This is a genomic window from Peribacillus sp. 05N428 (assembly GCF_056397085.1).
In genome coordinates, this window is sequence record NZ_JBFTMS010000018.1 from 45,598 (window position 1) to 59,985 (window position 14,388).

The 14,388-nt window shown below is 38.6% G+C and carries 19 protein-coding genes; 11 read left to right on the plus strand and 8 right to left on the minus strand.

What is annotated here, in order from left to right:
- Positions 1–69 precede the first annotated feature (69 nt).
- On the plus strand, positions 70–696 hold the full coding sequence (locus AC1DIV_RS17025) for a GGDEF domain-containing protein (RefSeq protein ID WP_340876421.1): 627 nt from the start codon (positions 70–72) through the stop codon (positions 694–696).
- Positions 697–800: 104 nt separating this feature from the next.
- Here the strand turns inward: AC1DIV_RS17025 and AC1DIV_RS17030 are convergent, their stop codons facing one another.
- On the minus strand, positions 801–1,514 hold the full coding sequence (locus AC1DIV_RS17030) for a class I SAM-dependent methyltransferase (RefSeq protein WP_340876422.1): 714 nt from the start codon (positions 1,512–1,514) through the stop codon (positions 801–803).
- 174 nt (positions 1,515–1,688) lie between these two features.
- Here AC1DIV_RS17030 and AC1DIV_RS17035 point away from each other — a divergent pair, with 174 nt between their 5' ends.
- A complete protein-coding gene (locus tag AC1DIV_RS17035; RefSeq protein WP_251539486.1) occupies positions 1,689–1,949 on the plus strand; it encodes a hypothetical protein in 261 nt (86 codons plus the stop codon).
- Between the two features lie 157 nt (positions 1,950–2,106).
- Here AC1DIV_RS17035 and AC1DIV_RS17040 read toward each other — a convergent pair whose 3' ends face one another.
- Entirely contained in the window at positions 2,107–2,745 is a 639-nt protein-coding gene (locus AC1DIV_RS17040; RefSeq protein WP_340878521.1) for a formylglycine-generating enzyme family protein, read from the minus strand.
- 332 nt (positions 2,746–3,077) lie between these two features.
- Here AC1DIV_RS17040 and AC1DIV_RS17045 point away from each other — a divergent pair, with 332 nt between their 5' ends.
- From AC1DIV_RS17045 to AC1DIV_RS17065, 5 genes are all read left to right on the plus strand, one after another.
- Positions 3,078–3,875, plus strand: a complete 798-nt coding sequence (locus tag AC1DIV_RS17045) for a DUF2935 domain-containing protein (RefSeq protein ID WP_340876424.1) — start codon at positions 3,078–3,080, stop codon at positions 3,873–3,875.
- A 160-nt stretch (positions 3,876–4,035) separates the two neighbouring features.
- On the plus strand, positions 4,036–4,686 hold the full coding sequence (locus tag AC1DIV_RS17050; protein WP_252270022.1) for a GntR family transcriptional regulator: 651 nt from the start codon (positions 4,036–4,038) through the stop codon (positions 4,684–4,686).
- 113 nt (positions 4,687–4,799) lie between these two features.
- The gene (locus tag AC1DIV_RS17055) at positions 4,800–5,588 is read left to right on the plus strand and encodes an SDR family NAD(P)-dependent oxidoreductase (RefSeq protein ID WP_048686399.1); all 789 of its coding nucleotides are present in this window, start codon (positions 4,800–4,802) and stop codon (positions 5,586–5,588) included.
- 34 nt (positions 5,589–5,622) lie between these two features.
- Positions 5,623–6,375, plus strand: a complete 753-nt coding sequence (locus tag AC1DIV_RS17060; protein WP_340876425.1) for an SDR family NAD(P)-dependent oxidoreductase — start codon at positions 5,623–5,625, stop codon at positions 6,373–6,375.
- A 48-nt stretch (positions 6,376–6,423) separates the two neighbouring features.
- Positions 6,424–7,209, plus strand: a complete 786-nt coding sequence (locus AC1DIV_RS17065; protein WP_340876427.1) for a glucose 1-dehydrogenase — start codon at positions 6,424–6,426, stop codon at positions 7,207–7,209.
- Between the two features lie 190 nt (positions 7,210–7,399).
- Here AC1DIV_RS17065 and AC1DIV_RS17070 read toward each other — a convergent pair whose 3' ends face one another.
- Complete coding sequence (locus AC1DIV_RS17070; RefSeq protein WP_082609346.1) at positions 7,400–7,555, minus strand: DUF4021 domain-containing protein; 156 nt, start codon at positions 7,553–7,555, stop codon at positions 7,400–7,402.
- A gap of 156 nt (positions 7,556–7,711) precedes the next feature.
- Between AC1DIV_RS17070 and AC1DIV_RS17075 the strand changes: the two genes are divergently transcribed.
- Positions 7,712–8,362, plus strand: a complete 651-nt coding sequence (locus AC1DIV_RS17075) for a lysozyme family protein (protein ID WP_063593530.1) — start codon at positions 7,712–7,714, stop codon at positions 8,360–8,362.
- 85 nt (positions 8,363–8,447) lie between these two features.
- Here AC1DIV_RS17075 and AC1DIV_RS17080 read toward each other — a convergent pair whose 3' ends face one another.
- From AC1DIV_RS17080 to AC1DIV_RS17095, 4 genes are all read right to left on the minus strand, one after another.
- Positions 8,448–8,999, minus strand: a complete 552-nt coding sequence (locus AC1DIV_RS17080) for a DUF402 domain-containing protein (RefSeq protein WP_340878522.1) — start codon at positions 8,997–8,999, stop codon at positions 8,448–8,450.
- 153 nt (positions 9,000–9,152) lie between these two features.
- Positions 9,153–9,653: a VOC family protein gene (locus AC1DIV_RS17085; RefSeq protein WP_340876430.1), complete on the minus strand. Its 501-nt coding sequence runs from the start codon at positions 9,651–9,653 to the stop codon at positions 9,153–9,155.
- A 283-nt stretch (positions 9,654–9,936) separates the two neighbouring features.
- Positions 9,937–10,350, minus strand: a complete 414-nt coding sequence (locus AC1DIV_RS17090) for a VOC family protein (protein WP_264897196.1) — start codon at positions 10,348–10,350, stop codon at positions 9,937–9,939.
- Between the two features lie 58 nt (positions 10,351–10,408).
- Positions 10,409–10,876, minus strand: a complete 468-nt coding sequence (locus AC1DIV_RS17095) for a DinB family protein (protein WP_065421185.1) — start codon at positions 10,874–10,876, stop codon at positions 10,409–10,411.
- A gap of 841 nt (positions 10,877–11,717) precedes the next feature.
- On the opposite strand from AC1DIV_RS17095, the gene AC1DIV_RS17100 reads away from it, so the two are divergent.
- Positions 11,718–12,098, plus strand: coding sequence for a VOC family protein (locus tag AC1DIV_RS17100; protein WP_323596819.1), 381 nt, complete (start codon positions 11,718–11,720; stop codon positions 12,096–12,098).
- A 97-nt stretch (positions 12,099–12,195) separates the two neighbouring features.
- Here the strand turns inward: AC1DIV_RS17100 and AC1DIV_RS17105 are convergent, their stop codons facing one another.
- A complete protein-coding gene (locus tag AC1DIV_RS17105; protein ID WP_251539496.1) occupies positions 12,196–12,516 on the minus strand; it encodes a 2Fe-2S iron-sulfur cluster-binding protein in 321 nt (106 codons plus the stop codon).
- Positions 12,517–12,773: 257 nt separating this feature from the next.
- On the opposite strand from AC1DIV_RS17105, the gene cdaS reads away from it, so the two are divergent.
- Both cdaS and map read left to right on the plus strand, forming a co-directional pair.
- A complete protein-coding gene (gene cdaS, locus AC1DIV_RS17110) occupies positions 12,774–13,394 on the plus strand; it encodes a sporulation-specific diadenylate cyclase CdaS (protein ID WP_221408391.1) in 621 nt (206 codons plus the stop codon).
- Between the two features lie 225 nt (positions 13,395–13,619).
- Complete coding sequence (gene map / locus AC1DIV_RS17115; protein ID WP_340876433.1) at positions 13,620–14,366, plus strand: type I methionyl aminopeptidase; 747 nt, start codon at positions 13,620–13,622, stop codon at positions 14,364–14,366.
- Positions 14,367–14,388 lie beyond the last annotated feature (22 nt).

The window sequence follows — 14,388 nt, forward strand, 5'->3', positions numbered from 1 at the left end:
TTTTGGTTAAACGGAGAAATAATCGACCTTAAGCAAGACAGTGATTTTACATGCAGCATAAATGGTGATATGGTACATTACCATATTGGTTTTTCACCCGTGTTCAACAAAAGCAACCTGCCTATCGGACAGATCATTACCTTCGCCGACGTAACTGAAAGAGTGCTCATGCTGGAAAAATTGAAACAACTTGCCAGCTTGGACGGATTAACCCAAATACTAAATAGAACATTTTTCATCAAAAAATCGGAAATTTTATTCGATGCTCTAAGCAGGGAAGGCGGCAGTGTTTCAATCATCATGTTTGATATCGATCATTTTAAAAATGTTAATGATACTTTTGGACATGAAGCAGGGGATGCGGTCATAATGCTTGTTGCAAATACTGCAAAAGAATATATTCGGGAAGGAGATCTATTGGGGCGCTATGGTGGTGAAGAATTTATCGTGTGTTTGCCGAATACCGCTTTATCCACTGCATATGAGTTGGCCGATGTTATAAGGGTAAAGGTTTCTGAAAGTATTGCAGAGGTTAATGGAGAGAAGATTTCCGTTACCTGCAGTTTCGGTGTGACTCATGCATTAATTGAAGCTGGAGATCGAGGCCATTCCATCCAAACATTGATGCCACTGGCCGACCAAGCCTTATATGCCGCAAAGAAGAATGGCCGAAATTGTGTACGGATCATAGCCTAAGACTATATTATCATTCCTTTAAACCTTGAACTTGTTCTAGGTTTTTTCATTGTGTTCATAATTGCTATATTCAGTAATCCGTGTATAAAAACAAAAGCTGGAGATTACTTTTTACTAGCTCTGTATACTCTATAACCGAGGCTGTTTCCGTAAGAAAAAATGAGGCGGTAATGTTCGTCCATGACTCGTTCCAAAGATTCATTCAAAGGCTGAAGGGGGCTATTTGGAGCTGAAGAATTCATTAATTCCTCTAAGACGGTACTCGATCTCAAGATTTTTACATTTGAAAATCCGTTTTGTCGGAAGAAATTTAACCATTCGGATTGCATCAATAATTCTCTTAAATGATAAAAGTTCATGATTTCCTTTTTTGAGGCAGAATCAAGGCTGGTTTCCGCTGTCATATCAATGGATAACAAAATTCCTTTTAGTTTGAGGACCCTGTAAAATTCACTGAGTGATTTTTGTATATCAGTGAATGCAGTCGTTGATTCGGCTATGATCAAATCAAAAGAATTATCGTCAAAAGGCAGTTCTTCTATTGAATGCTCATATAGGTCGATGCTTAAGTTAGCTTGTTGAAATCTTTTTTTTGCATGTTTCACCATTTCAGGGTGATGATCAAGCGCTGATACTTGGCAAAGGAACGTTTTTGCCAAGAAAGCTGAGGTTTGCCCTGCCCCGCATCCGGCATCAAGGATTTTTGACGTATGATCGATTTTTTCATTTTTTAAGAGTTGCTTAGTCAGTTCAAATCCACCAGGGTGTGCCCCTTCGATTCCAATTATGGCTAGTGCGTCTTGGTATGAATGGTTCATGGAATTATCTCCTTTGCAAATGTATAAATGTATTTTATGCTTTGGTTTTAAAGAGTGATTTAACATTGACATGGAATATGGGAAAGACTTTTAAAGGAATGGTGGGTTTTTAAACCATGCAGGCTAGTCCCCGAATGCATACGATGTAGAATCGACTAACAAGGGGAGTGTAATATGGGATATCATAATTATTATCATAAATGCAGGCAAGGTGTTGGAAGACCGGTTGAAATTCGTACAAGCAGAGGAACCGTACATCGGGGAATCATACACCGGGTAACGCCGAACCGTGTATATATTCGTCCATTTAACGGTGGCGGAAACCTTGGGGGTTTTGGTTATGGAGGCTTTAATGCAGGATATGGATGGGGTGCCGCAAATGGATTTGCCTTTGGCGCAATTGCATCTTTAGTCTTTCTCGCATTTCTCTGGTAATGCGAATGATGAAAATATTAAAAAACCTGAAGAATCATCAGGTTTTTTTATTTTGTACCCATTGGGTGGATTCCTAAAATAACCGGAAAAAATATGTATGGAAGTACAACTAAGATAAAGCAGTGAGCTTTGAATGAATTTGGCTTGTTTGCCGAAGTTAAAAAGACCGTGCAAGACGGAATCCTAGGTCGTCTATGCAAAATGTAGGATGGCTGCGCCGACGACATGTAGCGCCGCAACCCCTGGCATCCTCAGCCCAGCTACCTCCCCGGAAAATACGATAGGTGCCGTACACTTGTTCATCATATATATCCCAGCACCATTCCCAAACATTTCCTAGCATATCATGCAGCCCCCATGGGTTCGGTTCTTTTGTTCCTATTTCATGGATTTTGCCCCCTGAATTTCCTTTATACCAGGCTATGTTATTCAGCTCTCCGTACCTATAACCAGCAGTCCCGGCTTTACATGCATATTGCCACTCTGCTTCTGTAGGAAGTCGAAAACCGTTTGATTCCCAATCACAAACAATGTTTTCACCATTGATAGAATAAGACTCTCCCAGTCCAGCTTTCTGTGAAAGTAGATTACAAAAAGAAATGGTATCATACCAAGAAATATTCACAACAGGTTTTAAATCCTGATTAAAAGAATTAAGTGATTTATTTGTAATAGTATAGTAGAAATCCGCAGTAACAGGATAACGGGCAAGAAGAAACGGTCTGATTTCAGCTTTCCATTCGCTTTTAATTCTATCGTCCCTTAAGTCTATTTCTCCCCCTGGAACTTTCACCATTGGATAATCAATGTAACTCATTAATTCCTTTAACAATCTACCTTCCTCCTATCGACCTGATTTGCAAATTTCACCACTCGAAGAACACTGGTTTTTTAGTTATACTGCCAGAGATTTAATTTAGAACACAAATGAACGTTTTGGGAGAAGGATGAACACGTTTGACTCACTGGGGATGTGGCAGGATTTTGTCTCGGTCGAAGTACAATCATGCGGTTAATGAATCAATTTTAGATTGATTACGCCCCATATAATTTATATTAATATGTTTGTAGGTTTAAGAATACAAATTATAAGTGAGTTTCTTATACTTAAATTATGGGGGAGAGCAAATGAACGAGTTTTTGGAGAAAACAGCAAGATTCGAGCATCAGTTTTGGCTGCAAATCTTAGGAGACCATGGCAGGTTCATTCATGAGTCTTTAGCTCCGGTCGAAGTGGAATACATTGAAATTGCCTCAGAATTCATTCAAATTTTTGATACTCTCCTTGGTAAAGCCAATTCGGAAGAGATTTCGCAACTTACTGCCACAGCAGAACAAGAGACATTAAGATTTCGGGAGTTTAAGCTATGTCTTATAAAAGAGCATCTGGTAGGTAAAATTAAGATACATCTTTCACCTTCATTCATTAATCATATGGTGAACGAATTAGAAGAATATTTAAGATTATTGAAATATTTCAATGCAAATCAAATGCCGCCGGTTTTTCATGAACTTCATCATCATTTGCTTTGGCTGCTAGATGCAGCAGGACATGCAGGTGCAATATCATCCAATATGGATGATGTTGAAAAAAGATTAAAAGAGAAAAGTGAGCAATATAAAAAACATTTTAATGATTTTTATTTAAAAGCTGTTGAAATGGCTGGATTTTTACGAACCAATCTGTCAACATTCCCAGCATTGGAAAAAATGAATGCGGACGTCACATTGGAAATTAAATTCTTCCAGCACTTCCTGTTTGAATTGGAGGAGCTTGACCTCAGTGCGCAGGCTCTTGGAACTCTTTCGCCATTAATGGCCGATCATATGTGGCGCGAAGAATGTTATTATTTAACGAAACTCGCTGAATCGACAGACATGGAAAAGCCAAACTGCGATCCAGCGAAACCGAGGCTAGTCGAATAAAAAAGCACCTCATGGAGCCCTTTCTTAAATGGGCTCTTTATATGTGCTTTTTTTTGTTGATTACCATTAATGGATGTGATTTATAAAGGAAGTTAATTCCTATCCTTATGTTATACTAGAAGAACTAAAATTAATTATAGAAGTATAGGAGTGCTGAAAGATGTTTGGAAATTCTTCCAATTTGACAGATGGCATTTATTTTGGAGAATCGTTACCACAACAAATCGCTAAACACATTTTAAAAAAAATCATTGAAGGTGAAATAGAAGCTGGAGAGAAAATCGTCGAAGAAGACATTTCCAAAGAATTGAACACTAGCCGTGCCCCCGTACGGGAAGCCCTTTATCTATTGCAGGTTGACGGTATTGTTGAGAGGATGCCGCGGCGGGGAACGATCGTCAAGCCATTTTCACAAAAGGAAATCATTGAATATAATGATGTTACGATCGGGCTGATCCAGATGGGCATTGATTTTTCCCAAGGGAAGTGGCACGCAGAATATAAACAATCATTACAAAGGCATTTGGAAAGTGCAACAGATGAGTGTGAAAATAGGAATGTAATCGAGTATCAGAAAAGGGCAACACAGATATTTCGCTATATTTTTTCAATCGCTAATAATAAAGCATTATCAAGGTTTTTTGAAGAAGCCAGTCATATTCTCATGGTTTTTGCCCAAAGTCAATGGAATACGGAAACGATGGAAAACTTCCATTACAGATTAAAAATGTCCGTTGAGGCCATTCTAGAAGATGATTTCGTTAAAGCAAAAAATGAAATTCATGAAGCCTTGAGTCGTGGAGTGATGTAGAGTCTTTGACTCTAAAACTAAATTGTCGACAATCGACAAAATTAATGTTATGATGTAATCGTATTCAAACAAGAATATCATCACCAAGATTAAAGGGAGAAAGGGAGAATATTATGCAAGCATTCGATTTTACAGAAAAAGTAGCAATTGTTACCGGCGGCGGCGGGGGTATCGGCCGGGCAGCGTCTATTACACTTTCAGAAAATGGAGCCAAAGTGGTTGTTGTAGACCTTTCCGAAGAGGCTGGCTTGCTAACGGTAAATAAAATCAAAGAAAACGGCGGCGAAGCGAAATTCGTAAAGGCCGATGTTACAAAGGAAGACGACATTAAAAATTATGTTCAAAAAACGATAGATTCCTATGGCAAAATCGATATTTTCTTGAATAATGCCGGGTGGGAAGGCAAAATAATGCCTCTTATCGATTATCCTACTGAGGTTTTCGATCAATTGATGTCAATAAATGTACGCGGCGTTTTCTTGGGCTTAAAACATGTATTGCCCCATATGATTGAACAAAAAAGCGGGGCAGTCGTGAATACAGCTTCTGGAGCGGGTTTACTGGCAACGCCAAACATGGTGGCGTATGGCGCAAGTAAACATGCGGTTCTTGGAATGACGAAAACAGCTGGTGTCGAAGTTGCTCCACATGGTGTCAGGGTGAATGCGGTCTGCCCAGGTGTCGTCAACACGGCTATGATGCGGTCGATTGAAAGCGGATTTGGCCAAGGTGATTCCGCGGCAGCAGAAACGGCTAGAAAACAGTTGGAAGCAACGACTCCGGATGGCCGGTATGCTGAGCCTCAGGAAATCGCAAATCTAATGATGTATCTAGTATCCGATCTTTCCAGCCACATTACTGGTCAAGAACTTGTAATCGACGGAGGGGCCATTTTAATCTGATAAGCAAAAAACTTTATTAAAGGGGGACCCATACATGAGTTTAAAAGGAAAAGTCATAATAATTACAGGAGCGGGCAGCGGAATTGGTAAGGAAACGGCATATAAATTAGCTGAACAGGGAGCTATTGTCGTAGCGGCTGATTATAATGATGTTGCCGCTAAGGAAACTGCTGAATCTATTCAACAAAAGGGAGGCACGGCATCTTTTGTGAAAGTGGACGTAGCTAAAGCGGAAGAAGTGGAAGCGATGGTCAAAGCAGCAATTGCCAATCATGGCACCATCAACGGCATATTCAACAACGCTGGAATTGGGCTAGTAAAACCATTTTTGGAAATGGATCCAGAATCATACCACAGAGTTGTTGATGTTGACCAACACGGCGTATATTATGGCATGTATTATGCAGCAAGGAAGATGGTGGAGCTTGGTGTAACTGGGGCAACAATCGTTAATACTGCTTCTATATATGGGACGATGGTTTCAATTGGCAGCTTTAATTACCATGCCGCAAAAGCTGCAGTCATCGCCATGACTAAATCCGGTGCAATTGAACTTGCGCAATATGGGATTCGTGTCGTCGGCGTTGCACCAGGTTTTATCGAAACGCCGATCATTGGTGAAGATCCAGAGTTCCTGGACAGTTTGGCTCAGCTTCATATGAGGAAAAAATTGATTCAGCCAGAAAAAGTTGCTGAAGTTGTAACGTTCTTGTTCTCTGAAAAAGCGGACGCCATTAATGGACAGGTCATCCCTGTTGATGATGGATTCTTAAGCTTTAAAGGATAATTATAATCAAAGGATTTTCGAGAAAACTTAAAAAGGGAGTTTTGACAAATGAGCGAACGATTCGATGGCAAAGTTGTAATCATTACTGGGGCAGGCTCAGGCTTAGGACAAGCAGCCTCATTGGAATTGGCTAAAGAAGGGGCTAAACTTTCATTAGTTGATTTAAACGATGCATCTTTGGAAGTGACAAAAAAATTAATCTTGGAAATTGCACCAAAAGCGGACGTGCTTCTGGTCACTGCAGATGTATCGGATGAAGAAGCAGTAAAGAACTATGTAGACAAAACAGTCAGCAAGTATGGCAGAATCGATGCATTCTATAATAATGCGGGTATTGAAGGTAAACAAGCCCCTATGGCTGAATACGATAGCAAAGTTTTCAACAAAGTAACGGACATCAATATCAATGGTGTATTCTATGGTATGAAATACATTCTGCCAATCATGAAAGAACAAGGATCAGGGGCAGTGGTGAACGTGGCTTCCGTTGGTGGAATTCGTGCTGTGCTTAACCAAAGTGCGTACGTTGCGAGTAAGCATGCTGTTGCAGGCTTAACGAAAACAGCTGCCATAGAATATGGTCAATATGGAATCAGCATTAATGCCATTGCACCAGGAGTTATCTTAACGGCAATGGTAGAAGGTTCATTCAGGCAAATAGGCGGGGAAAATTGGGAAGAAGCAATGGCGGATTTCATCAGTGTGAATCCTAAGAAACGCTTTGGTAAACCTGAAGAGGTCGGCCGTTTAGTCGCCTTCCTATTATCAGGGGAAGCGGAGTTCATCAACGGGGCAGTCATTCCGATTGATGGCGGACAATCTTCACAATACTAAACGTGATAAAGGGAGTGACAGTATTAGGTCACTTCCTTTTTAATCGAATACTTTTAGTTAATGACCAAATGAATTCAAACTTTAAAAATCAATACATATGAAACGAAATGCGAACCATTAGAATAGTAATGGAACTCATAAAAAAAAACGCCATATTAAGGCGCTTAACAAACATTTAAGAAGCCAATCGTTACTTTTCTTTATCATGAAGCTTATCTTCATATTCAGTTTCCAACATACCATACAGACCGTTCATTTCTTGTTCATCCGGATCTGCCCCAAACTCGTTTCTATATTTTTTCTTTTTATCATCAAGGATTTCTTCTTTTTCATTCTTCTTGTCCATACATATCACCTCCAACCAATAGGGTGTCTCATTGTTCGATAAAATATGCATGGTAATCTCATTTGCAAAACAATTAATTGGGTATTCTAAATAGTTATTAGTCTTACTATTTGTTAAGATATATATATATTAACTTAGAGATATCGGAGAGAGAATGTGAAGAAGAAGAAACGTAAGAAATCAAAGAAAGTTTTTGTCATATTTATCCTGGTTTTTGCATTTTTGCTCATTAAGGAGATCATGAAAACCCCCTATTCCGAAAATGTTTCCACATCAGTAAATACGCTTGATTCTTTCGCGAACGTAAAAAAGTATAGCTCACTTCTTCAAGGGGAGTTGGCTAAATACGGACTTGAGGAGCATACTTCGACATTGATTGCTTTGATGCAGCAGGAAAGCCGAGGACGGGGCGGTGACCCAATGCAGGCATCTGAGTCAGCGGGTCTTGATCCAAATACAATCACAGATCCAACGGAAAGCATTAAGTATGGGGTGAAACATTTTAAGAGGATCAATGAATATGGCAATGAAAAGGGCGTGGATTTTGCCACGATCATTCAAGCATATAACATGGGAATTGGTTATATTGATTTCGTGGCGAATGAAGGGGGCAAGCATAATGAAGAGCTTGCGAAGAAGTTCTCCATGCTTCAGGTCGAAAAGAACCCCAAGCTCTATGATTGCGGCGGGGACAAGGATAATTTTCGGTACCCATATTGTTACGGTGACTACTCATACAGTGCAAAGGTATCTAAGAACATTGAGGAGCTTGGCAACAGTATATCGGCTCAAGCTGATGGTGAGTGAGGGAACAAAAAGCCTACTGAATGAAGTAGGCTTTTTTTCATGGTAATGCCACTCTTTTGCGGAGTTCAAAGAATCAAAACCATTGTCATTTATTGTTCAACCATGTAAGGAGGTCGTAATGTTTATAGAGTTTCCCGGATTCCTCAATGATTTGTGAAAGAAGGATATCAATGGAATCAAGTAAAGAGTTTAAGGCTTGTTTAACAGAACCACTCTCAAAATGCTCTAAGGGCACAGGTAACTCTTCCACGTCCAAAATAAAATGTGACCCATCCGGAAGCACCATGATATCAATGATCAAATCTTCAAAGGATAACAACTTATCAGCCATATATGTATTTTTTACAATATTAAAATAGGAACCTAAATAATTGCCTTCATTATCTCTCCAAATGTATAAATTATAAGGGCGGTCCTTCCAATAATAAGCAATCGTATAACTTCCAATGTTAATGTTTAATTCTATAGGACCCGCTTTCATCGTGAACGCATCCATGATTTCATGAAAAAGCACGACATGCTGATTTTGTGCGTTTAACAGCAAACAGGTATGTTCTACAACTAAAGAGTCATAGCGGATTTTTCTTTCAATTATTTCATCGCCACGTTGAAGTGCAGTTGTGAATATTTTGTCCATCATTCTATTTCTCCCTTAAAAACCATCTAGATCATTATGCCATTTGTTTCTTTTCTACATTGGTAAATATCAAAACCTAATTTCACAAGTACCGAGAAAATAGGCTTTAACTACTTCAAAATCGTTCACTACCAGAATGTTGTTTATTGGAACTTATCCTTGATACGCATGCTCTAAAGTTTTAATGTCAATTTTCTTCATTTGGAGCAGCGCTTTCATCATTCTTTCCGATTTTTCAGGATTGGAGTCGTTTACCATCTCGGTTAGATTTTCTGGGATGATTTGCCATGACACGCCAAATTGATCTTTCAGCCAACCGCACACTTGAGCCTTTTCATCTCCGCCTTCCGAGAGTTTCCCCCAATAATAGTCCAATTCTTTTTGATCCTCGCAATGGATGATAAATGATATTGCCTCTGTGAATTTGAATTGCGGACCGCCATTTAATGCTACGAATGTTTGTCCTTCCAATTCAAATTCCACGGTCATCACTGAACCCACTGTCTTTCCATGGATTTGATTTCCTTCATTTCCATAGCTAGTGATTGTTCCGATCTTAGAATTTTCGAAGATGGATGTGTAGAACTTTGCCGCCTCTTCGGCTTGTGAATCAAACCAAAGGTTAGTTGTGATTTTTTGAATTTTGTTTTTCATCATTTTTCTCCTCTTTTGTTTTGATCCTTGCTATATGATCATGGAAATGAGAATGGATTCGATAAGATTAAATACCTTGAAAGTACCCTTTTACTATACACCAATTATGATGAACCAAGATAATGATGTATAGTTAGGTTGTGTTTTGTGTATTCCAACCAATCATTTAACTAATCCCCTTTTTCCTTTGCTTGTTACGATATCCTTGACTCAAGGTGATGGAAATACAAAAGGATATAGAAACTTTTCAACCGTGAAAAGTCCTATATCCAAATTTGGTTTCTCAGCTTTCGAAGTTAAATTGCCATTGGATTCCGAATTTATCGGTTAACTGACCGTAAATTTTACTCCAGAATGTTTCCTGCAGCTCTAGACCAACCGTGCCGCCTTCACTTAGTTTGTTAAAGATCGATTTAATTTCCTCCACATCATTACCGACATATGCAAGGCTGATATTATTTCCTTCTACAAAAGGCATACCAGGAAAAGTATCTGAAAACATGATATTACTACCATTAATAGTAAGCCTTGTATGCATGACTAAATCTCTCGCTTCTTCTGGAAGGGGAAATTCCGGATTAGGTGGTGTTTCCCCAAAGGTCATGATATTTGGTTGTTCCGTTCCAAAAACCTCTGCGTAGAACTCTACTGCTTGTCGACAATTCCCATTAAAATTAAGATATGCATCAACTGACATGTATCTCACTCCTATTTTCTTATTTTACATTGCGCCCAATTTATTACTTAATGCATGATTACCTTACGAAAAATTCCGGTGGTTCAATTCCAAGGGTTCTAAGATAAATATAACCCTGTCCCCTATGGTGGATCTCATTTTCCAGGGCATATTGAAGTCTATCAAAGTGGCTTTGTGAGGGACCGAAAAAAGGATCTTTTTCAACCACTCCAAGCGTTTCCTCGGTCATTTCCTCCCACAATTTCCTCGTCTCATCCCTTACTGCTTCGCATGCTGATACGAGTTCTTCTTTGGTGGAAATTACGGCAAAGGAATCTGGAAACTCCCAAATACCCAGTGCAATTCCACGCATATATCCAGTCTCAATGTTCATGACTTCTTTAACCATCTCTGCGAAAGGGCGAAGCTTCCCGGCCGGTGTATAATGGAATAATTCCTTTTCAGGGAAAGCTTCAACCACCCGCAACGTCAATCTCCTGTTGCCTTCCAATATATTTAACAAACCCTCTTTCGAAAGAACCACCATTTCACTCTCCTTTGATCAATACTCTGTATAGAAGTTCTGTGAAAAATCGAAAAGTCCTGCAAATTCCTGAATATAAAGATTGCATAGCTTTTTTACTAAACAATGGAGCAATTCCATTAACCAATAGATAAAGTAAAAAGGGGAAATGTCATATGTTCGGTTCCTTAAATAAAACTATATTAATAAAAAATGATTAAAAAAGGCATTGCGAAATTAATGTATCAGGATGTGTCAGATGACAATTGGGATCAAGAGAACCTAACAAAGAGAAATTTAGTTTTTACTATTGAAAGCATTCGTTATATAGATGCTTATACGAAATGATTAAGCACTACTCAAATGGGTAGGGAACTTTAAAGAATCATTTTGATAATTTTGTGGTAAGGATAGGTGCGTATATTGGAGAAGTTATAAAAAGGAATATATATCAAGATTATAAATGGTATGAATATGATTCTGTATATCATTTTTCTTCTGCACTTGATGAAGTGAATAGGGGCATTAAAACGGAGACGGTTCTTTACTCCAAAAAGAGAGATAGAGTTATAGTGCCATTGACTGTGGTAGCTCAACATCTGGAAGGGAGTCCGGCACAAACAGATTTCTTGGAATATGTAGAAGAAACAATTAAGCGAAATTCGTAAGAGATATCTGCTTTCCTTAAACAATTGTGTTGGTTTTCAAAAATCTTCCCAAAAGAGGGAAAATTCAATTTTTATAAATATTGATTAAATCTTTCATTTATTATACGATTTAATCAGTTATATTTTTCCAACCAGCATGATGCTTATACATAAACGATTCAATTAATAACGGAACAAGCAGAAAGGGAGAGAAGCCAATGATCAATAAAGTCGGTCAAATTATGTTATATGTTAATAACCAAGATGAGTCATTGAAATTTTGGACGGAAAAATTCGGATTTAGCAAAATTTCTGAAGAAGATAACGGCCAAGGGCTAAGATGGATTGAAGTAGCCCCAACAAAGGATGCACAAACGAGCATCATCCTGCATAATAAGGAATTCATTGCTAAAATGCAGCCTGAATTAAATCTTGCTACACCTTCATTAATGTTTTACTCGGATAATCTTGATGAATTATATAAAGACTTTTCGGAGAAGAATATCAAAGTGGGAGAACTTGTAAATATGCCATCTGGAAGAGTCTTCAATTTTGCTGATAATGAAGATAATTACTTTGCGGTCATGGAAAAGAAGTAAATCATTTAGCTATAGGTAAAAACATCAAAACGACTAGAAAAAATATTTTTAGTCGTTTTGATGTTTTTTGATAAAACTACCCTCTTTATGTAACTAGTTAGTCTTCAGGCCTTGGCCCAGCATGAAGTCCAGAGTTCTCAACCGTTTTGATCGGCCGAATGGTTATGTCACCATTCACGTAAATTTGACAAGATAAACGCAAATGATCTTCCATTCCTTTTTCCTCAAAGACCTTTTTTTCTTTATGTGTTACCTCCAAAAAATCACCTGCCAATATTTCCACTCTGCAAGTTGTACACTTAGCTTTCCCACCGCATCGGTGGAGAATATTTATTCCGTTATCTTCCAATGCCAATACTAATTTTTTTCCCATTTCAACTTCAAACGTTCCTTGGTCAAATACTGTTACATAAGGCATCTTATACCACCTCTTATTATAGGATATCTATCAACAGGTCATTAATATAACTATTCTCTTAACTTGTCCATATGACATAAAAAAATGTGAAGTCACTGCTGATTGATAGTAAAGATGAATAATTAATTATCGTGAAGACAAACTTTAAGTACATTCATAATTATTAATGACACAAGGGATAAATAAAGCTAGGGAAAATAAGCATGGTCTTTTAGAGGTAATTAAGATGTTGAATAATTAAAGGGAGGTGCATGCCTGTGAATAATGGCCATTGTGATTTTTCACCAATGAAACAAACGTTAAAAGAGGAGATACGCCAAGTAATATCGGCATTACAGGATAACTTAGAAGCAATGGGTGATGAAAATTATTGTCTTCTTGGAAATTTCGAGAAAATAAAGGATAAATTCATATACATTGATATGAAAGCAGCAACATTTTATTTAAACTGTTATTTGTCACCATTTACCGACAAATATCCCGAATTATCAACTTGCGTTCAAAATTTATCGAATTTGAGACATGGCGGGTTGATTGTGATTCAACGGGGAGATCCCCTTGATTCTTTAATTCAACCCGGTATTTCAATAGGAGCGGAGTTAACCCATTCTTTATTGGAATCGATTTTTTTTCCTGGAAATCCACTGCATGATGGTGCCGTTTTGGTTAGTCAAAATCAGATTGTTTCCGCAGCAAATGTCCTTCCGCTTTCAGACAGGTCAACCGGGGGAAAGAAACTGGGAACACGCCACCGCTCTGCTTTGGGTTTATCTGAACGGAGTGATGCCCTTGTATTGGTAGTATCAGAGGAAACAGGAAGAGTTTCATTTGCATTGAATGGGAAACTGTACCCAATTAATACACACGGGCCTATATAGATTCACACCTGGAATATTCAATCGGGTAAATAAGTAATCGCTTGATCCTTTTTAGGCTTTTGTAATTTATAGCTTATTTTATCAGAATTACAGGTACAGAAAATTTCATGAATTAATCAACCCGGTGATTTTTACCGGGTTTTTGGTTGCTTTTTATATAAAAAAAGGCATATGATAAATAAGGAGTCTCAAGCAGATAAGTTATAAAACGAAAGAGGATTTTACATGATAACCATTAAAAGTGAACGAGAAATAAATTTGATGCATGAAGCGGGCAAACTTCTTGCTGCGACGCATAGAGAAATTGCAAAAATGATAAAACCGGGAATCACGACATGGGAAATCGAAGAATTTGTCGATAAGTACTTGGCAGAGCATGGTGCTACCCCAGAACAAAAGGGCTATAACGGTTATAAATATGCAACATGTGCATCAGTGAATGATGTGATTTGTCACGGGTTTCCGCAAAAGAAAGCCCTAAAAGAGGGAGACATCGTCACGATCGATATGGTGGTGAACCTTAACGGCGGTTTGGCGGATTCAGCTTGGACATATGCAGTCGGAGAAGTTTCCGAAGAAGCTCAGCGCTTAATGGATGTAACCAAGAAAGCTTTATATAGAGGCATTGAAGTTGCACGGGCAGGAAATCGTCTCGGGGACATAGGGCATGCAATCCAGTCTTATGCAGAAGGTGAAAAGTTTTCTGTTGTCCGCGATTTTACAGGACACGGAATCGGCAAAACCATGCACGAGGACCCTACCGTCCTACATTATGGTAAGCCAGGTAAAGGTGCCCGTTTAAAAGAGGGCATGGTCATCACGATCGAGCCTATGCTGAATGCAGGAACATGGCATATGAAAATGGACCAAGACGGCTGGACGGCAAGAACGGCAGATGGAAAGCTTTCCGCCCAATATGAACATACCCTCGTCATTACAAAAGAAGATCCGATCATTTTAACGGAACAGTAAGCAAAAAAAGAAACGGCCTTAT